Consider the following 19,605-nt stretch of genomic DNA (forward strand, 5'->3'; position numbering starts at 1 on the left):
CGATCATGACTGTGCTCTGGCTGATCCTGCTGCCCTTGATCGGTGCTGCGGTGTTGTTGTTGGGTGGGCGCAGAACCGACACCTGGGGCCACCTGCTGGCCTGCGCGACCGTCATCGCCGCGTTCGCCTGGGCCGTCGTGCAATTCATCGACCTGCTGCACCGGGTCCCCGACGACCGGGTCATCGGCGAGACACTGTTTTCCTGGGTACCGGTCGCTGCCCTGCACGTCGATTTCGGGCTCCAACTCGACGCGCTGAGCGTGTGTTTCGTGTTGCTGATCACCGGGGTCGGATCCCTGATCCACCTGTACTCCATCGGCTACATGAAAGAGGACCCCGACCGCAGAAGGTTTTTCGCCTACCTGAACCTCTTCGTCGCCGCCATGCTGCTGCTGGTCCTGGCCGACAACTATCTCGGGCTCTACGTCGGGTGGGAAGGGGTCGGGTTGGCGTCCTATCTGCTGATCGGGTTCTGGTCGGCCAAACCCTCCGCGGCTGCCGCGGCGAAAAAAGCGTTCATCGTCAACCGGGTCGGCGATATCGGCCTGGCCATTGCCCTGATGGTCATGTTCGCCCAGATCGGCTCCATCTCCTACGCCGCGGTATTCGGGGCTGCCCCCGCACAAAGCTCGGCCACCCTCAACGCCATCGGTCTGCTGCTGCTGTTGGCGGCGTGTGGGAAGTCCGCCCAGGTGCCGTTGCAGTCCTGGCTTGGTGATGCCATGGAAGGCCCCACCCCCGTCAGTGCGTTGATCCATGCCGCGACCATGGTCACCGCCGGGGTGTACCTGATCGTCCGGTCCGGGCCGGTCTTTGATCTGGCCCCGCACGCCCAACTAGCGGTGGTGACTGTCGGCGCGGTCACCCTGTTGTTCGGGGCTGTGATCGGCTGCGCGAAAGATGACATCAAAAAAGCGTTGGCCGCCTCCACCATGTCCCAGATCGGTTACATGGTCCTGGCCGCCGGCTTGGGTCCGGCCGGGTACGCGGTGGCGATCATGCACCTGCTGACCCACGGTTTCTTCAAAGCCGGGCTGTTCCTGGGTGCCGGATCGGTCATGCACGCCATGAACGAGGAGACCGATATGCGCCGCTACGGCGGCCTGCGCACACTGATGCCGATCACGTTCGTCACGTTCGGGCTGGGCTATCTGGCCATCATCGGGGTACCACCGTTCGCCGGGTTCTTCTCCAAAGACGCCATCATCGAGACCGCCTTCGCGGCAGGCGGTATCAAGGGCTGGCTGCTCGGTGGCGCGGCACTGCTCGGTGCCGGGATCACCGCGTTCTACATGACCCGGGTCATGCTCTTGACGTTCTTCGGCCAGAAACGCTGGAAACCAGATACTCATCCCCATGAATCACCAGTCTCGATGACCGCCCCCATGGTCGTCCTCGCGATTGGCTCCGTCGGCGCCGGCGCGCTCCTGGCCATCGGCGGCACCCTGGAACACTGGCTGGCACCGGTCGTCGGCGCCGTGCCCGAGGCCGAACACACCACCCCGATCTGGGTAATCACCACCGTCACCCTGGCTGTTGTCGCCACCGGCGTCGCCATCGCCTACCGCATGTACGCCACCCGACCGGTCCTGGAGATAGCGCCGGAGGATGTCTCCGCGCTGACCGTCGCGGCCCGGCGAGATCTCTACGGCGACGCCTTCAACGAGGCCGCGTTCATGCGGTCCGGGCAGGTGGTTACCAAAGATCTTGTGCTGGTGGACGATAAGGGTGTGGACGGGGTGGCCACCGGACTCGCCACGCTGGTGAGCCGGTCCTCGGATGGCTTGCGTCATCTCCAGACCGGCTTCGCCCGGTCCTATGCCCTGTCCATGCTCGGTGGCGCCGCCCTGGTGGTCGCCGGAATTCTGGTGGTGAGGGTGTGGTGACCGGCTTCCCCTGGTTGACCGTTTTATGGGCCGTCCCCATGCTCGGTGCCGTCGTCATCATCCTGCTGCCCTCGGGGGCAAAGCAATTCGCCAAGTACGCGGGGATCGCCTTATCGTTGGTGGTCTTGGTGATCGCGATCATGTTGGCGGTGCAGTTCCGCCCCGGTGGCGACCAGTACCAGTTCGTCGAGGATCACCCGTGGATTCCGTCCTTCGGCACCGGCTACATCCTCGGGGTGGACGGTATCGCGCTGGCCTTGGTGGTCCTGACTGCCGTGCTGGTACCGGTCCTGCTGTTGGCCGGCTGGCATGACGCCCGCGACCAGACCGGGTTGGCCGGCCGCTCCGAACACAGCTACGTCGCGCTCACTCTTGCCGTCGAAGGCATGGTGCTGATCTCGCTGGTCGCGCTCGACGTGCTGTTGTTCTACGTATTCTTCGAGGCCATGCTGATCCCGATGTACTTCCTGATCGGCGGATTTGGTGGGCCGGGTCGATCTAAAGCCGCGGTGAAGTTCCTGTTGTACAACTTGATCGGCGGCCTGATCATGCTGGCGGCGGTCGTCGGCTTGTACGTGGTGACCGCCAACAGCGACGTATTCGACGCCGGAACATTCGATTTCCGGGCGATCGTCGGGGCAGTGTCCAGCGGCGAACTGGGGGTCAACCCGGCCATCATGAACGCCCTGTTCCTCGGGTTCATGTTCGCCTTCGCGGTCAAGGCACCGCTATGGCCGTTCCACCGATGGCTACCGGACGCCGCCGTCGAAGCTACGCCCGCGACCGCGGTGCTGATGATGGCCGTCGTCGACAAGGTCGGCACCTTCGGCATGCTGCGCTACTGCCTGCAACTGTTCCCCGACGCCTCAACCCTGTTCCGCCCCTTCATCATCACCCTCGCCGTCATCGGCATCATCTACGGGGCCATCCTGGCGATCGGGCAGACCGACGTGATGCGGCTGATCGCCTACACCTCCATCAGCCACTTCGGCTTCATCATCCTGGGCATCTTCGTCATGACCAGCCAGGGCCAATCCGGCTCCACCCTCTACATGGTCAACCACGGCATCTCCACTGCCGCGCTGTTCCTGATCGCCGGCTTCCTGGTCTCCCAACGCGGCACCCGCCTCATCGCCGCCTACGGCGGAGTCCAAAAAGTCGCCCCCATCCTGGCAGGGACCTTCCTGGTGTCCGGACTTGCCACCTTGTCGCTCCCCGGGCTGGCCCCGTTCATCAGCGAATTCCTAGTCCTGATCGGCACATTCACCCGCTACCCGGCCTTCGCCGTCATCGCCTCCGGCGCTCTTGTCCTGTCCGCGATCTACATCCTCTGGCTCTACCAACGCATGATGGCCGGCCCCGTCACCGACGGCACCGAAACAGTACGTGACCTGCGCCCACGAGAAATCGCCGTCGTCGCACCCCTGATCGCCCTACTACTCATCCTCGGCGTCTACCCCAAACCCGCACTGGACATCATCAACCCCGCCGTCGAGCACACGCTGACCACCATCAATCAACAGGACCCGGCTCCCCGGATGGCGGAAGGACCGGTGAAATGAGTCTCCCCGCACCGAGTGTCGAATACGTGCAGCTCTCCCCGATGCTGATCGTGTTCGGAGTGGCCGTCGCTGGCGTGCTCGTCGAGGCATTTCTGCCCCGTACGGCCCGCTACCGTGCGCAGCTCGTCCTGAGCATTGGCGGTCTGGCGGCCGCCTTCGCCGCGGTCGTGGTGCTGGCGCTGGGACTGCACGGTTCGCTGGGCCAGGTCGCGGTGCTGGGTGCCATCGCCGTCGACCCGCCCGCACTGTTCCTGCAGGGCACCATCCTGCTGATCGGTGTGCTCGGGATCCTGCTGATCGCCGAACGCCGAATCCAAGCGGCCGGTGACCCTGATACAGCTGAATCTGCCAGTGAATCAACCGGATTGGACGCCTTCACCCCGCAGGCTGCGGCCGTCGCGGGCAGTGTCGCCGAGAAGCTGGCCACCAGAGCTGGGGTGGTACAGACCGAGGTGTTCCCGCTGACGATGTTCGCCATCGCCGGCATGATGATCTTCCCGGCCGCCAATGACTTGCTGACCATGTTCATCGCGCTGGAAGTGCTGTCGCTGCCGCTGTACATATTGTGCGGACTCGCCCGCCGCCGCCGACTGCTCTCCCAGGAAGCCGCGCTGAAATACTTTCTCCTCGGCGCATTCTCGTCCGCCTTCTTCCTGTACGGCGTCGCGCTGCTGTATGGCTACAGCGGCACGTTCTCGCTGACGGGGATCAGCGAAGCGATCCGCACCGGCACTGCTGAGGGATCCGATAGCAGCGCACTGGTGTTGATCGGCGCCGGCCTGCTGACCGTCGGCGTGTTGTTCAAAGTCGGTGCTGTGCCGTTCCACTCGTGGATTCCCGACGTGTATCAGGGCGCGCCGACCCCGATCACCGCGTTCATGGCCGCTGCCACCAAGGTCGCCGCCTTCGGCGCGATGCTGCGCATCTTCTACGTCGCGCTACCCGATCTGCGCGCCGACTGGCGTCCGGTGATGTGGATCATCGCGATTCTGACCATGATCGTCGGGACCGTCACCGCGATCACCCAAACCGATGTCAAACGCATGCTGGCCTATTCCGCCGTCGCCCACGCCGGGTTCATCCTCACCGGTGTCATTGCCCTGAACGACAGTGGACTGTCGGGCACTCTGTTCTATCTGTTCGCCTATGGTTTCAGCACTTTGGGCGCGTTCGCCGTGGTCAGCCTGGTCCGCAACAAGGACGGTGAGGAAGATACCGAGATGGCGCACTGGGCGGGCCTCGGCCGGCGCTCGCCGCTGGTGGGCGTGGTGTTCGCGCTATTCCTGCTTGCCTTCGCCGGTATACCCCTCACCAGTGGGTTCGTCAGCAAATTCGCCGTCTTCAAGGCGGCGGGCGAAGGTGGTGCGATCCCGTTGGTGATCGTCGGTGTGGTCGCCAGTTCCATCGCCGCGTACTTCTATGTCAGGGTGATCGTGCTGATGTTCTTCACCGAATCCCCCGCCGACGCGCCCGAAGTGGTCGTCCCGAGCGCGTTGAGCGTCGCGACGGTGACGATCACGGCGGCGATCACGTTGGCGCTGGGCGCCCTCCCGCAGCCCTTGCTCGATCTGGCTGACCACGCCGCACACTTCCTGCGCTAACGTCAGACAATGACTTCCGTCGTCACCGCCGACCATGGCGCGGTGCGTGTGCTCACGATGAATCGACCACACGCACGAAATGCGTTGAATCAGGACCTTATCGAAGCCCTTTACGCCGCCCTGGTCGAGGCCGACACCGATCACACGGTTCGGGCGGTCATTCTCACCGGCGCCGACCCCGCCTTCTGTGCCGGGGTCGACCTCAAGGAGGCGCAGCGCCTCGGCATGGACTACTTCGAGAAGTTCCAGTCGCACAACTGCATCACTAAACCGGCGGAGATGGCCACGCCGATTATCGGCGCGATCAACGGCGCCACCTTCACTGGTGGCCTGGAGATGGCGTTGGCCTGCGACTTCCTGATCGCATCCCAACGGGCGGTGTTCGCCGATACGCACGCCAGGGTGGGCATTCTGCCCGGCGGCGGGATGACCGCCCGACTGCCGGGCCGGGTGGGCGCAGCGATGGCACGCCGCCTGTCGATGACAGGGGAAGTCGTCGACGCCGACCATGCCGAACGCATCGGGCTGGTCACCGAGGTGGTCACCCATGAGCATTTGCTGTCCCGGGCCATCGAGATCGCCACCCATATCGCCGAGGTGCCCGCGTCAATCATGGCTGGGCTCAAGGAGATGTACGTCCGGGGGTCAGCCGAGGTGACCAACGCGGCGCTGGCCGCCGAGGAGGCCATCGCAAAAACCATCCGGCCCGACACCGACGGTCTGGACGCCCGTCGGGCCGCGGTGACCGCCCGCAACAAGAGCCAGATCGGCAGCTAGCCGGGTCAGGTGATCCCGAAGTCCTTGATCTTGCGGTAGATCGTGGCGCGCGACATGCCCAGCGCCTCGGCCGCATCGGCCTTGCTGCCGTCGTTCTCCGACAGGCCACGCACGATGGCGTCGCGTTCCATTGCCTCCAGGCGCGTCAGTTTGCGCCGGGTGACCGAACGGCACTCGGCGGGCAGCTTGTCCACACCGATCACCCCTGATCGTTGCCGAGTCACGGTTTCTGCCAGCACATTCCGCAATTGCGCGATGTTGCCAGGCCATGGCAGCTTGTTCAGCTGCCGCATGGCCTCACTGTCCATCCGAACCTCACCGCGCGTCAACTCGTGCAGCAGCATCGGGACCAGCTCTTCGAGGTCTTCGATCCGGTGCCGCAGCGCCGGGACCGTCACGGTGTGCGTGAAGAAGGGCAGGACGAGCATGTCCACCAGCGGTGAGGTTCGCTCGGTGCTCGTCGTCGCCGCGATCCAGCCGCGGCCTGCGCGTGTCTGCAGCACAGACGCCAACGGCTCGAGCGCGTCGTCGGCGAGCTGGTCGACATTGGCGATGATGACGGCGAAATCGCTCCAGTCCGTTTCGGTTTCGAACTCGGCCACGAAATCGTCGGTGGAGAAGAAAGCTTCGGCCCGCAGAACACGCACGGTGCGCTCAGGGGTGACGAACTGTGCCACCGACTGGCCAAGGCGCGTCCGCCCCGAACCATGCTCACCTTCGATCACCACCCACTCGCGATCGCGGTAGCACCGTTCGACCTGTTGGCAGCTCCGGCGAAAGGAGCTGGAACGGCCGGCCAACCGCGGGATCGGCTGGCCACCATGCACCGGCGTGCTCTCGGTGATGTGCAGCGACACATGAAACACCACGCTGTCACTGCGCACGCGCACCGCGATGCGTTCGGCGGTCGAGATCTTCACCGAGGTTCCGCTGGGCAAGGTGGCCACCGCCGTCGTGGTGAAGGACGTGCGCGTCATCTCCGCGGCATGGTCCAGCAGCGCGGTCTGGTCGGCGGCGTCCAGAGCTTGGCGCAGGTAAGGGTTCATCAGCACGACATCGCCGCCGATGGCCAACACACCGGCCGGGTAACGGCGACTCTGCATGAGGTACGCGTCGAGCAGCGCGGTCTCGGTCTCGTTGTTCATCGCACGGATACGATCCTCGATCTGGCTGCCAGCGCTTTTGGCGAGGACGAACAGCAGCGGATCGGCGTGTTTGGCCCAGCAGGTCAAATCGATCACACCGAGAATCCGCCGGGTGACGGGCTCGCGGATCGGCGACCCGGCACACGCGAGCCGCCCCAGTGTCCCTACATAGTGCTCACTGCCCTGGATGAACGCCGGCTGGCCCGTTTCCAGGGCGGTGCCGATGCCGTTGGTGCCTGCGAACTCCTCCGCATAGCTGTACCCCCTGGCCAAGTGAACGTCGTCGAGCATCCGCTCGATCTTCGAATCGGGCGCGATCCGGTCCAGCACCAGGCCATCAGCTGAGGTCAGGACGACGCTGACCGCCTGTGCCGACAGATCCTCGGCGATCCGCCGGAGCACCGGTGCGGCCGCATGCATCAGCGGGGTGTCGGTATCGGGCTCACGCAGGAACGGCAGCTCCACCCGGTCAGCGTGTACCTGCAGGTCACGGGACCGGCGCCACGAATTGAGCACCCCGGGCGCGACGACGCCGGCGTTGAGTGCGCCTGCGTGCAGGAACTGCTCTCGTGCGCGTCGGGTGTCGACTACCGTGTCGGCTTCTTTGACCATGGCGGCTGTACCTCGGTCCTAAAGGGCTACCCGCAGACTAGGCACCCGCGGAGATCGCGGCGTCTCAATTTGAGAATCCCCAGCGACGATATCTCGTGCCCGAGCCGAATGTGATGCTCGTCTCAGACTGAGACGCCTGTGGCTCACACCACACGGTTGTATCGGTGGCGCACCGTCCCTCAAAGCTCGTCCCCCAGCCCGGCGGATGAGCGGCCCAACGATTTCAGGAGGCTCACGTTGAGCAGACAAAGCCTGACCAAGGCGCACGCAAAGATCAGTGAACTGACGTGGGAGCCGACATTCGCCACGCCGGCCACCCGGTTCGGTACCGACTACACGTTCGAGAAGGCACCGAAGAAGGATCCGCTCAAACAGATCATGCGGTCCTACTTCCCGATGGAGGAGGAGAAGGACAACCGCGTCTACGGCGCCATGGACGGCGCCATCCGCGGCAATATGTTCCGGCAGGTCCAACAGCGTTGGCTGGAGTGGCAGAAGCTGTTCCTGTCGATCATCCCGTTCCCCGAGATCTCGGCGGCCAGGGCAATGCCGATGGCCATCGACGCCGTACCCAACCCGGAAATTCACAACGGCCTCGCGGTGCAGATGATCGACGAAGTGCGGCACTCGACGATTCAGATGAATCTGAAGAAGCTGTACATGAACAACTACATCGACCCCGCCGGCTTCGATATGACCGAGAAGGCGTTCGCGAACAACTACGCGGGCACCATCGGTAGGCAGTTCGGTGAAGGCTTCATCACCGGTGACGCCATCACCGCCGCGAATATCTACCTCACCGTGGTCGCTGAAACTGCCTTCACCAATACGCTTTTCGTGGCGATGCCGGATGAGGCGGCGGCCAACGGTGATTATCTGCTGCCGACGGTGTTCCACTCGGTGCAGTCCGATGAGTCGCGCCACATCTCCAATGGCTACTCGATTCTGCTGATGGCGTTGGCCGACGAACGCAACCGGCCGTTGCTGGAGCGGGATCTGCGCTACGCCTGGTGGAACAACCACTGTGTGGTCGACGCCGCCATCGGCACATTCATCGAATACGGCACCAAGGACCGCCGCAAGGACCGCGAGAGTTACGCCGAGATGTGGCGGCGGTGGATCTATGACGACTACTACCGCAGTTACCTTCTGCCGCTGGAGAAGTACGGCCTGACCATCCCGCACGACCTGGTGGAGGAGGCGTGGAAGCGCATCACCGAGAAGGGCTACGTGCACGAGGTAGCCCGGTTCTTCGCCACCGGCTGGCCGGTCAACTACTGGCGCATCGATACCATGACCGACACCGACTTCGAGTGGTTCGAACACAAGTACCCGGGGTGGTACTCGAAGTACGGCAAGTGGTGGGAAGCCTACAACCGGCTGGCCTACCCGGGCCGCAACAAGCCCATCGCCTTCGAAGAGGTCGGCTACGAGTACCCGCACCGCTGCTGGACGTGCATGGTGCCCGCGCTGATCCGCGAGGACATGGTCGTGGAGAAGGTCGACGGCCAGTGGAAAACGTACTGTTCGGAGACCTGCTATTGGACCGACGCGGTCGCCTTCCGGGACGAATACGAGGGCAGGCCCACGCCGAACATGGGCAAGCTCACCGGATTTCGCGAATGGGAAACACTGCATCACGGTAAGGATCTGGCCGACATCGTCAGCGATCTCGGATACGTCCGCGATGACGGTAAGACGCTGGTGGGCCAACCGCATCTGAATCTGGATCCGTCGAAGATGTGGACCTTGGACGACGTCCGGGGCAACACTTTCAACAGTCCGAACGTGCTGTTGAACCAGATGACCGACGACGAGCGCAATGCGCACGTCGCGGCGTACCGGGCCGGCGCGACGGTTTAACCCACGCGCTTTGTGGAGTGTGAGCCACGCCCGTCGCGGTTCACACTCCACAAAGCGCCCCTGAAGGAGCATTCATGGCGGATTCCCACAAGATCAACTTCGACCCGGTCAACCTCGAGATGGAGGTTCGCGAGGACGAGAACATCCTCGATGCCGCCTTCCGGCAGGGCATTCACCTGATGCACGGGTGCCGCGAGGGTCGCTGCTCGGCGTGCAAGTCGTATGTGTTGGACGGCGAGATCCAGATGGAGAACTATTCGACGTTCGCGTGCAATGACTCCGAGGTAGAGGACGGCTACGTACTGCTGTGCCGGTCACATGCGTTCAGCGACTGCACCATCGAGCTGCTGAACTTCGACGAGGACGAGCTGCTCGGCGGAATCCCGATCCAAAACGTCCGAACCCGAATCGTCGCAGTCGAACCCATGACCCGCGATATCGTCTCGCTGCGGTTGGCCCCCGTCGAGCCGGCCACCTTCGAGTTCAAGCCGGGCCAGTACGCCGACCTGCACATCCCGGGCACCGATGAGCACCGGTCCTTCTCGATGGCGACCACTCAGTCCGCAGGCGACGAGGTCGAGTTCCTGATCAAGAAGTATCCCGGCGGCAAGTTCTCGGCTCTATTGGACGGTCAACTCAGCGCCGGTGACGAGCTGTCGCTGACCGGCCCCTACGGGTCCTTCACCCTCAAGGAGGGCCACGTCCTGCCGGTGGTCTGCATCGGCGGCGGCGCGGGGATGGCCCCGATCCTGTCGCTGCTGCGCCATATGAATCAGAGCGAGAACACCAGGCCGGTGCGGTTCTATTACGGTGCCCGCACACCTGCCGATCTGTTCTATCTCGACGAAATCCTGTTACTGGGAAAGGGTTTGCGGGACTTTGAGTTCATCGCGTGTCTATCCGAATCCGCCGACGGGTCGGTGCCTGACTCGGTCACCGTCGAGGTGGGCATGGTCACCGATGTGGTGGCCAGGCGCGTTGCGAACATCGCCAAGACCGAGGTGTACCTGTGCGGGCCGCCGCCGATGGTGGATGCCGCACTGGTGTTCCTCGACAACAGTTCCGTGCCCAAGGATCAGGTTTTCTACGACAGCTTCACCAGCCCCCTTTTCACCTAACCGTAAGGAGCCAGCCACATGTCCGCCCCCGAGAAGCCCAAGGAACGCAGTTTCCCGAAGATCGAATTCACCGACTCCGAGGCCGGTGCCCTCGACTTCCCGAGTTCCAAGAGCCGCAGCTATTCCTACTTCAAACCGGCCAAACTCCGCGCCACGATGTACGAAGATGTCACGGTCGACGTCCAGCCCGACCCGCAGCGGCATCTGTCGCAGGGCTGGCTCTATGGCTTCGGCGACGGACCCGGGGGCTATCCGCAGGAGTGGACAGAAGCGAAATCGTCGAACTGGCATGCCTTCCTGGACCCGAACGAAGAGTGGAACCAGACGATCTTCCGCAACAATTCCGCGGTGGTCCGCCAGGTCGAGCTGTGCCTGAAGAACGCCAAACGGGCTCGGGCGTACGACAGTTGGAACTCGTCGTGGTTGACGTTCCTCGAACGCAATGTGGGCGCCTGGATGCATGCCGAAAACGGATTGGCACTGCATGTGTTCACCTCGATTCAACGGTCAGGTCCGACCAACATGATCAACACCGCGGTGGCGGTCAATGCCGCACACAAGATGCGCTTCGCCCAGGACCTCGCGCTGTTCAACCTGGACCTATCGGAGGCCAACGAAGCTTTTGACGGTAGCGCACACCGGGCGGTCTGGCAGGAGGCCCCAGAATGGCAACCCACCCGCGAAGTGGTCGAACAGCTTACCGCCGTTGGGGATTGGTGCCAGTTGCTGTTCGCCACCAATATCGTCTTCGAACAACTCGTCGGTTCGTTGTTCCGCAGTGAGCTCGTCGTGCAGATCGCCGCGCGCAACGGCGACTACATCACCCCGACCATTGTCGGCACCGGAGAGTACGACTACGACCGCGACCTGAACTACACCCGCAACCTGTTCCGGCTGCTGACCCGCGACCCCGAGCACGGCGAAGCCAACAAGGCCATCTTCGGCGAGTGGCTGGGCATCTGGGTGCCCCGCTGCCTGGCCGCTGCCCATGCACTGCAACCGATCTGGTCGACGCCGGCCGACAAGCCGGTCACGTTCGCGTCGAGCCTCGACGCCGCCAAGGCGAAGTTCCGTTCCCTACTCGAATCCCTCGAACTCGACATCCCCCAGGAGTTGGACAAATGACCATGCAATTCGGCTCAGCCACCGAGTTCTCCAATAAGTGCGGCGTCACCTTGATGAACACCCCCATCGGCCGGGTCGTGGCCGAGGTCATGGGCGCCAAGGACGGAGTGGAACTCACCGAGTATCCGTCGATGATCCGCGTCGACGGGGTGAAGCTGCTGGACTTCGACTACGACGAACTGTCCGACGCCCTCGGCCAGGACTTCGACGGGTCGATCTTCGAGGAGATCAGCTCGACGCACTACGGGCGGATGGTCCACCTCGACGACAAGACGATCCTGTTCGCCAGCCCCGAGGACGCCGCCGAATACATCGGCTTCGACCTCACCGTCCAGTGACCCCCGCCGAAGCGCACGCCGCGGCGGTCGACGAGGCGATCGAAGCGCTGCTGCGTGAGTCGCCGATGGACGGCGACCGGATCAGGCGCCTGATGCTGCGCGATCTGCCCGAGGGTACGGCGAAGGTGGCCCTGCTGCGGCGGCGGTTCGCCATCGGCCTGAGCAACTGCCCGAACAGCCGCGTGCTGGTCAACACTTTCCAGCCCTCCCACTAACCGCCCCAACGAAGGGAATCTAGGCCATGGCCAAGGAATTACGGTTCAACTCCGATGCTCGCGCCCGACTCGAACAGGGTGTCAACGCGCTCGCCGACGCGGTCAAGGTGACACTTGGCCCGAAGGGACGCAACGCCATCCTGGAGAAGCTGACCGGCCCACCCACCATCACCAACGACGGGGTGACGATCGCCAGAGAGATCCAGCTGCGAGATCCCTTCGCCAACATGGGCGCTCAGCTGGTCAAGGAAGTCGCGATGAAAACCAACGGCGTTGTCGGCGACGGCACCACCACCGCCACGGTGCTGGCCCAGGCGATGGTGCGGGAAGGGTTACGGGCCGTCGACGCGGGCGCCAATCCGATGCGGGTGCGTCGCGGTATCGAGCGCGCGGTCCCCGTCGTCGTGGAAGCGTTGCGCGAGAACAGTGTCCAGGTCAACGAAAGTGGCGATCTGTACCGGATCGCCGCACTGGCAGCCAGTGACGACGACGCCATCGGCGACGCCATCTCCCGTGCCGTCGAGCATGTCGGCCTGACCGGTGTGGTCACCACCGAAGAAAGCGATGCGCTGGGTCTGTCGGTCGCGGTGGTCGACGGTATCGAGTTCGACCACGGCTACACATCGGGCTACATGGTCACCGATCACGACCGCATGGAGGCCGTGCTCGACAATCCGCTGATTCTGTTGACCAACAAGAAGATCAGCCAGGTCCAGGAGATCATGCCAACCATCGAGGTGGCCAAGCGGGCCGACCGTCCGCTGGTGGTGATCGCCGAGGACGTCGATGGGCCTGCGCTTCAGCTGCTGGTCGGGGGAAATATGCACAAGACCATGCAGTCGGTGGTGGTGCGCGCACCCGGTTTCGGACATCGACGGGTGGCCGAACTGGAGGACCTCGCGGTGGCCCTCGGCGGGCATGTGATCGCCAAGGACACCGGTATCGAACTCGGTGAGATCACCCGCGAACACCTCGGATCGTGTGACCGCCTCACCGCCACCGAGAACTTCACCACCATCGTCGGCCCGCACGGGCAGCAGGACCGGGTCGATGCCCGGGTCAGCCAGCTCGAGGCCCAGCGGGAGCGCGCCAAGCTCGATGCCGATCAGGACATGCTCGACGTCCGGATCGCCCGCCTCACCGGCCGCGTCGCGGTCATCCGCGTCGGTGGCGCGACCAGCGTCGAACTCAAGGAACGCATGCTCCGGGTCGAGGATGCGCTCGCCGCAACCCGTGCGGCACTGGAAGCAGGCATCGTCGCAGGCGGCGGCACCGCCCTGGCGCAGGCCCACCGCGCGCTGAGCATGCTTGAGCTCGTCGGCGACGAGGCGGTCGGTCGTGACGTGGTGCGCCGCGCCCTTGCCGAACCGCTGCGGTGGATCGCCATCAACGCCGGATTCGAGGGTGACGATGTGGTGGACATCGTGGTGGACCTTCCTCTCGGGCACGGGTTCAACGCGTTGACCGGTGAGTACGGCGATATGTTCGACGAGGGCATCATCGACCCGTTCAAGGTGACCCGTGCTGCCCTGGAGAGCGCGGCATCGATTGCCGCGCTGCTGATCACCACCGAGACCGCCATCGTGGAGGAGATCATCGGCCAGCCCGGTGCCATCATGGCCCCAGGGTTCGGCGATCTCGCAGAAGGCATGATCAGGCCGTCCAACATCTACTGACCCATCCGGTTGCCCCTTTCGTCCCGGCGGTTACTGTAAGCAGTTCAGTAGCGGTGACGGAAGGTGTGCAGATGGGACAGTCCCTGGTGACGGCGTATTTCGAGCGCGGCGACGGCGATTCCCTCGTGCCGAACGAGATCGCCCAGGGCGGCTGGGGGCCCACCCTGGGCGGTCAGGTGGTCGGTGGTCTGTTGGCGCGCGAAATCGGCCTGGCGACTCCCGATGTCGATCTGCAACCCGCCCGGTTGACGGTCGACATCCTGCGCCGGGTGTCGATGGAGCCGGTCACGGTGACCGCGGCGGTGGTGCGCTCGGGCCGCCGAATGCAGGCCGTCGACGCGTCGCTGCACCAGGGCGGCGAGGAGGTGGCCAGAGCCTCCGCGCTGTATCTGCGCCGCGGCCCACAACCCGATGACCAGGTATGGAGCACCCCGGTCACGATGCCGCCCATCCCCGATGAGCCGGCGGAATGGCCCGAGTCCATCCCGATGTTCGTCAAACCCTACGGGCGCGAACCTGATTCGGATGGCAAAGGTTTTGCCTGGCAGCACGACGGTACGCGCTACGCGTGGGTGTATGACTTCCGCGAACTGGTTCGCGGGGAGAAGCTCACGCCCTTCGTGCGCGCAGCGATGGCCGTCGACGTCACCGCCAGCCTGAGCAACTTCGGGTTGGCGGGACTGGACTTCATCAACGCCGACTACACGATGCTGCTGAGCCGGCTGCCCGAGGGCGAATTCATCGGGATGGCGTCACTGACCCACTACAGCGACGGCGGCATTGCCACCGCGACAGCGAGCTTGTTCGACCGGCGCGGACCCATCGGCAATGGAGTGTCCACCGCGATTGCCAATCCGAACTTCAAACCGACCGGATCGCAGGCGATTCCCTAAATGTCTGCGGCCGATGAGTCGAAACCGGCGAAGGTGCCGTCCAGCACCTCCCGGTGCCCGACGGTGCGGCCGGTGACCACCGTCGGATCGACCAGCGCCAGGCGCACGACAGCCTCGGCGAAGTCGTCGTTGACGCCGACGCCAGAGCCGAATTCCTTGATGTAGTAGGACAACCCGGGCGTGATCATCGGCTGTGACGGCGACAGGGCGTTGACCGAGATGTTGTGCGGCGCCAGGTCGTATGCGGCGCAAGAGGTCAGGTGTTCCAGCGCGGCCTTCGAGCCGCCGTAGCCGGGTAGCACGCCGCCCGAGGTATCACCGAACGGCCCGCTGCCCGGCAACCGGGACGCTACCGAGGAGATGTTGACGATCGAACCGTGGCCGGCTTCGATCATGTCCGGCGCGACCAGTTGCATCAGTTCATAGCCGGCGAACACGCTGATCTCGAAGTGCCTGCGGTAGGCCGAGACGGGAGTGGCGACGAAGCCGGGCCAGTCCGGTTTGGCGCCGGTGGGTTTCGGCACCTTGGGACGGGCCGGTGCGTCGGGCCGCGGCGGCCGCCCCGGTGCGGTGAACGCCGCATTGTTGACCAGCAGGGTGATCGGGCCCAACGCCGCTCTGGCCTCGTCGACGAGGCGCGGAATGTCTTCTCGATCAAGCAGATCCGCCCGGATCGGTACCGCGGTGCCGCCGATGGCCTCGATGGCGGCCACTGTTTCACCGATGGTCCCGGGCAACCGCTCGTCCCAGACCTGCTCGGTGCGGGCCACCACCGCGACCGCGGCGCCCTCAGCCGCGAGCGCGACCGCAATGGACGCGCCCAGTCCCCTGCTGGCTCCCGTCACGATCGCGGTTCTGCCGTCAAGTCGTTTCATGCGCCCTCCTTCGGCGTCTTGACCCCATGTACGACGATCGCGGCCGTGCCGTCCACCCATTCGTCGTCGAGGTCGGTCTCGGGATCGAGCAGCAGGCGCAGCAGGGTCGCACCGCCCATCAGTTCGACGAGGCGGCCAGGGTCGACATCGGCATGGACCTCACCGCGCTCCACCCCCTCGGCGATGCGGATCCGCACCGCGTCGAACAGTCCCACGAAGCGACCCATCACGCGGGCGTTGAGCTCGGCGTCGGCGGTCATGTCGGCGACCAGGCCCGGCAGTGCGGCCCGCACCACGGGGCTGGTGAACACGTCCCGTGCAGCGGCGATCATCGCCCGGACATCGGAGCCGATATCGCCCGTCGGAATCGCCAGCACACTCGGGCCGGTAGGGAACGCCGCCTCATGCGCGAGTTCCGCCTTGCTGGACCAGCGCCGGTAAAGCGCGGTTTTCGTGGTGCCCGCACGCTCGGCGATGGCCGCCATCGTCACATTCGAATAGCCGATTTCGACAAGCAGTTCCGCAGTGGACGCGAGTATGGCAGCGTCGATGCGAGGGTCGCGGGGCCGTCCCGCGCCCGATGCCTTGTCAACGATGGATGGGTCTGCTTTCATAACGCTACCCACCGTATCGTAATTACGTCGTGAAGGAAGAAATCTGTGGCTACTGAACCGGCTGTCGAAGATGTCGGCCGACTACAACGCTCAAGCCGCGACGTCACCACACTGCCGTCGGTGCTCTCGCAGTGGCTGTCGACGGTCATGCCCGGCGGCGTCACACCGGATATCACCGTCGAGAGCGGCGTCGATTCCAACGGGATGTCCTCGGAGACGATCATCCTCACCGGGCGGTGGGAGGAGAACGGCGCGCCACAGGAGCAGAAGTGGGTGGCGCGCGTCGCCCCCACTGAAGCAGATGTCCCCGTGTTCCCGACGTACCGACTGGACCACCAGTTCGAGGTGATGCGGCTCGCAGGCGAACTGACCGACGTACCGGTCCCCCGCGTGCGCTGGCTGGACAACAGCGGCGAGGTGCTCGGCACGCCGTTCTTCCTGATGGATCATGTCGATGGCATCGTTCCGCCCGATGTGATGCCCTACACCTTCGGCGGGAACTGGTTCTTCGACGCGCCCGCCGAGAAGCAGCGCGAACTGCAGGATGCCACCATCGAGGTGCTGGCGAAGTTGCACTCGATTCCCAACGCGGAGAGCACTTTCAGCTTCCTCGCCGACGGCACCGACGACCCGGCACTGCGCCAACACTTCAACTGGCTGAAATCCTGGTACGAGTTCGCCGTCCCGGGAATCGGCCGCTCGCCACTGCTGGAACGCAGCTTCGCCTGGTTGGAAGCCAACTGGCCCGAGACCGCCGATACCGAGACGGTGCTGCTGTGGGGTGACGCCAGGGTCGGCAATGTGCTGTACCAGGATTTCCGGCCGGTCGCGGTGCTGGACTGGGAGATGACCACACTGGGGCCGCGGGAACTCGACGTCGCGTGGACGATCTTCGCGCACATGGTGTTCCAGGAACTCTGCGGGTTGGCCGGAATGCCGGGCCTGCCCGACGTGCTACGCGAAGAGGACGTGCGCGCCACCTACGCCACGCTCACCGGGGTGGAACTCGGCGATCTGTCGTGGTTCTACGTGTATTCCGCGGTGATCTGGGCGTGCGTGTTCATGCGCACCGGCGCCCGGCGCGTGCACTTCGGCGAGATGGAGATGCCCGACGATGTCGAATCGCTCTTCTATCACGGAACACTTCTGAAAAGGCTTATCGGAGAGGCGAACTGATGCTCGGACCGATGGACGAATACCCCGTACACCAGGTACCGCAGCCCATCGCGTGGCCAGGCTCGTCGGACCGCAACTTCTACGACCGGTCCTACTTCAACGCCCACGACCGCACCGGCGACATCTTCGCGATCACCGGCATCGGCTACTACCCGAACCTGGGTGTCAAGGACGCGTACTTCCTGGTGCGCCGGGGCGATACCCAGACCGCGGTGCACTTCTCCGACGCCATCGACCAGGACCGGCTCAACCAGCACGTCGGCGCGTACCACCTCGAGGTGTCCGAGCCGCTGCACAAGATCCGGATCGCGTTCGACGAAACCGAGGGTATCGCAGCCGATCTGACCTGGGAGGGACTGTTCGACGTCGTGCAGGAGCAGCCGCACATCATGCGGACCGGGAATCGGGTGACCCTCGATGCCCAGCGCTTCGCCCAGCTCGGCGCATGGAGTGGTGCGCTGGTCATCGACGGCGAGGAGATCGCCGTCGACCCGGCGACCTGGATCGGCAGCCGCGACCGGTCCTGGGGAATCCGGCCCATCGGTGAGGCCGAACCTGCCGGCCGCCCCGCCGATCCCCCGTTCGAGGGCATGTGGTGGCTCTACATTCCGATGGCGTTCGACGATTTCGCCATCGTGATGATCATCCAGGAGGCTCCCGACGGCTTCCGGTCGCTCAACGACTGCACCCGGATCTTCAAGGATGGCCGGGTCGAACAGCTCGGTTGGCCGCGGGTGAAGATCCACTACCGCTCCGGTACTCGGATCCCGACCGGCGCAACGGTCGAGGCCACCGCCGGTGACGGCTCCGCGCTCCGTTTCGACGTCGAATCCAAACTGCCGGTGCCGATCCACGTCGGCGGCGGTTACGGCGGCGACTCGGACTGGATCCATGGCGTGTGGAAGGGCGAGAAGTTCACCGAGCGACTGACCTACGACATGACTGACCCCGCGATCATCGCGCGCTCAGGCTTCGGGGTGATCGATCACGTCGGGCGCGCAGTCTGCACCGACAGCACCGGTATCGCCAAAGAAGGCTGGGGTCTGTTCGAGCACGGCGCGCTCGGTCGCCACGATCCGTCCGGTTTCGCCGACTGGCTGACGGTTTCACCGTGAGACAAGCACCTTGAAAGTTCTGACCTCTCTTGGCGGACCAGTCAATGCCGCCGAACATGCTCGCGAGCTTCGTGATGCCGGCGCCACCGGTGTCTTCACGTTCGAGGGCCCCAACGATGTCTTCGCACCGCTGACCCTGGCATCGGGGGTATCGGACCTGGACTTTTTGACCAACGTCGCAATTGCGTTCCCGCGCAACCCGATTCATCTGGCCCATCAGGCCCATGACCACCAGCTGTTGACCGGGGGCCGGTTCACGCTGGGCCTGGGGACGCAGATCAGACCGCAGATCGAGAAGCGGTTCGGGAGCGACTTCGACAAACCCGTCGCGCGGATGGTCGAACTGATTGCCGCGCTGCGGGCCATCTTTGCGGCCTGGGACTCCGGCGAGCGGTTGAACTTTCGTGGCGATTTCTATCGGCACACACTGATGACACCGATGTTCAGCCCCGGTCCCAACCCTTTCGGTCCGCCGCCGATCTATGTCGGAGCGCTCGGTCCACGGCTGACCCGGGCGACCGCCGAAGCCGCGGACGGGCTGCTGGTCATGCCGTTCAGCTCCAAACGCTTCCTGCACCAGCACACGATGCCCGCAGTCCGGGCGGGCCTTGATGCCAGCGGCCGGGACGCCAAGGATTTCGACGTCGTGCCCGAGATCATCGTGTGCACCGGCACCAACGACGAGGAATTGGAGAAGGCCAGAGCCGGGACGCGCATGCTGCTCTCGTTCTACGGGTCGACTCCCGCCTACAAGCCGGTGCTCGACGCACACGGCTGGGGTGACCTGCAGCCCGAGCTCAACGCGTTGTCCAAGCAGGGCCAGTGGGCAACGATGGCGGAGCTGATCGACGACGAGGTGATGACCACCATCGCCGCGTGCGGCACACCGTCGGAGGTGGCCAGCCATATCGCCGATCGGGTGGACGGCGTCGCCGACACGGTCTGCTTCTATCAGGCGGCACCGATATCCCTGGAAGCACTATCGGCAGTGGTGTCCGAACTTCTGTGACACTG

General features: G+C 64.5%; 17 protein-coding genes. 14 read left to right on the forward strand and 3 right to left on the reverse strand.

What is annotated here, in order from left to right:
• Window positions 1-5: 5 nt before the first annotated feature.
• From nuoL to ADBZ9O_RS24780, 4 genes are read left to right on the forward strand one after another with little or no spacing between them, the layout of a single operon-like run.
• Window positions 6-1,886, forward strand: coding sequence for an NADH-quinone oxidoreductase subunit L (gene nuoL, locus ADBZ9O_RS24765; RefSeq protein WP_526525655.1), 1,881 nt, complete (start codon window positions 6-8; stop codon window positions 1,884-1,886).
• A complete protein-coding gene (locus ADBZ9O_RS24770; RefSeq protein ID WP_526525656.1) occupies window positions 1,883-3,448 on the forward strand; it encodes an NADH-quinone oxidoreductase subunit M in 1,566 nt (521 codons plus the stop codon). Before nuoL ends, ADBZ9O_RS24770 begins: the two co-directional genes overlap by 4 nt.
• On the forward strand, window positions 3,445-5,049 hold the full coding sequence (gene nuoN, locus ADBZ9O_RS24775; protein WP_526525658.1) for an NADH-quinone oxidoreductase subunit NuoN: 1,605 nt from the start codon (window positions 3,445-3,447) through the stop codon (window positions 5,047-5,049). Before ADBZ9O_RS24770 ends, nuoN begins: the two co-directional genes overlap by 4 nt.
• A 9-nt stretch (window positions 5,050-5,058) precedes the next feature.
• Window positions 5,059-5,826 carry an enoyl-CoA hydratase gene (locus ADBZ9O_RS24780; protein ID WP_526525659.1) on the forward strand — a complete coding sequence of 256 codons (768 nt, stop codon included), beginning with the start codon at window positions 5,059-5,061 and terminating at the stop codon, window positions 5,824-5,826.
• Window positions 5,827-5,831: 5 nt separating this feature from the next.
• On the opposite strand, the gene ADBZ9O_RS24785 is transcribed toward ADBZ9O_RS24780, so the two are convergent.
• Window positions 5,832-7,583 carry a sigma-54-dependent Fis family transcriptional regulator gene (locus tag ADBZ9O_RS24785; RefSeq protein ID WP_526525661.1) on the reverse strand — a complete coding sequence of 584 codons (1,752 nt, stop codon included), beginning with the start codon at window positions 7,581-7,583 and terminating at the stop codon, window positions 5,832-5,834.
• 237 nt (window positions 7,584-7,820) lie between these two features.
• On the opposite strand from ADBZ9O_RS24785, the gene ADBZ9O_RS24790 reads away from it, so the two are divergent.
• From ADBZ9O_RS24790 to ADBZ9O_RS24820, 7 genes are all read left to right on the forward strand, one after another.
• Window positions 7,821-9,446: an aromatic/alkene/methane monooxygenase hydroxylase/oxygenase subunit alpha gene (locus tag ADBZ9O_RS24790; RefSeq protein WP_526525663.1), complete on the forward strand. Its 1,626-nt coding sequence runs from the start codon at window positions 7,821-7,823 to the stop codon at window positions 9,444-9,446.
• A gap of 74 nt (window positions 9,447-9,520) precedes the next feature.
• Window positions 9,521-10,564, forward strand: coding sequence for a 2Fe-2S iron-sulfur cluster-binding protein (locus ADBZ9O_RS24795; RefSeq protein WP_526525664.1), 1,044 nt, complete (start codon window positions 9,521-9,523; stop codon window positions 10,562-10,564).
• A gap of 18 nt (window positions 10,565-10,582) precedes the next feature.
• Window positions 10,583-11,689, forward strand: coding sequence for a ferritin family protein (locus tag ADBZ9O_RS24800; protein ID WP_526525665.1), 1,107 nt, complete (start codon window positions 10,583-10,585; stop codon window positions 11,687-11,689).
• The gene (mimD, locus tag ADBZ9O_RS24805; protein WP_526525666.1) at window positions 11,686-12,027 is read left to right on the forward strand and encodes a propane 2-monooxygenase effector subunit MimD; all 342 of its coding nucleotides are present in this window, start codon (window positions 11,686-11,688) and stop codon (window positions 12,025-12,027) included. The genes ADBZ9O_RS24800 and mimD overlap by 4 nt, the downstream gene beginning before the upstream one ends.
• Window positions 12,024-12,242 (forward strand): hypothetical protein, encoded by a 219-nt coding sequence (locus ADBZ9O_RS24810; RefSeq protein WP_526525667.1) that lies wholly within the window; start codon window positions 12,024-12,026, stop codon window positions 12,240-12,242. Before mimD ends, ADBZ9O_RS24810 begins: the two co-directional genes overlap by 4 nt.
• Window positions 12,243-12,268: 26 nt before the next feature.
• Window positions 12,269-13,918: a chaperonin GroEL gene (gene groL, locus ADBZ9O_RS24815; protein WP_526525668.1), complete on the forward strand. Its 1,650-nt coding sequence runs from the start codon at window positions 12,269-12,271 to the stop codon at window positions 13,916-13,918.
• A 71-nt stretch (window positions 13,919-13,989) separates the two neighbouring features.
• Window positions 13,990-14,811, forward strand: coding sequence for an acyl-CoA thioesterase domain-containing protein (locus tag ADBZ9O_RS24820; protein WP_526525669.1), 822 nt, complete (start codon window positions 13,990-13,992; stop codon window positions 14,809-14,811).
• Here ADBZ9O_RS24820 and ADBZ9O_RS24825 read toward each other — a convergent pair.
• Window positions 14,808-15,686 (reverse strand): SDR family NAD(P)-dependent oxidoreductase, encoded by an 879-nt coding sequence (locus tag ADBZ9O_RS24825; RefSeq protein WP_526525671.1) that lies wholly within the window; start codon window positions 15,684-15,686, stop codon window positions 14,808-14,810. The two genes, ADBZ9O_RS24820 and ADBZ9O_RS24825, sit on opposite strands and share 4 nt — an antisense overlap.
• On the reverse strand, window positions 15,683-16,300 hold the full coding sequence (locus ADBZ9O_RS24830) for a TetR/AcrR family transcriptional regulator C-terminal ligand-binding domain-containing protein (RefSeq protein WP_526525672.1): 618 nt from the start codon (window positions 16,298-16,300) through the stop codon (window positions 15,683-15,685). The genes ADBZ9O_RS24825 and ADBZ9O_RS24830 overlap by 4 nt, the downstream gene beginning before the upstream one ends.
• A gap of 45 nt (window positions 16,301-16,345) precedes the next feature.
• On the opposite strand from ADBZ9O_RS24830, the gene ADBZ9O_RS24835 reads away from it, so the two are divergent.
• Genes ADBZ9O_RS24835 through ADBZ9O_RS24845 form a run of 3 tightly spaced genes read left to right on the forward strand, consistent with a single transcriptional unit; the run spans window position 16,346 to window position 19,600 of the window.
• A complete protein-coding gene (locus ADBZ9O_RS24835; protein WP_526525674.1) occupies window positions 16,346-17,476 on the forward strand; it encodes a phosphotransferase family protein in 1,131 nt (376 codons plus the stop codon).
• On the forward strand, window positions 17,476-18,591 hold the full coding sequence (locus ADBZ9O_RS24840; RefSeq protein WP_526525676.1) for an Rv3169 family protein: 1,116 nt from the start codon (window positions 17,476-17,478) through the stop codon (window positions 18,589-18,591). The genes ADBZ9O_RS24835 and ADBZ9O_RS24840 overlap by 1 nt, the downstream gene beginning before the upstream one ends.
• 10 nt (window positions 18,592-18,601) lie before the next feature.
• On the forward strand, window positions 18,602-19,600 hold the full coding sequence (locus ADBZ9O_RS24845; protein ID WP_526525677.1) for a TIGR03617 family F420-dependent LLM class oxidoreductase: 999 nt from the start codon (window positions 18,602-18,604) through the stop codon (window positions 19,598-19,600).
• Window positions 19,601-19,605 lie beyond the last annotated feature (5 nt).

Source organism: Mycobacterium sp., assembly GCF_965229105.1.
Lineage (GTDB): Bacteria > Actinomycetota > Actinomycetes > Mycobacteriales > Mycobacteriaceae > Mycobacterium.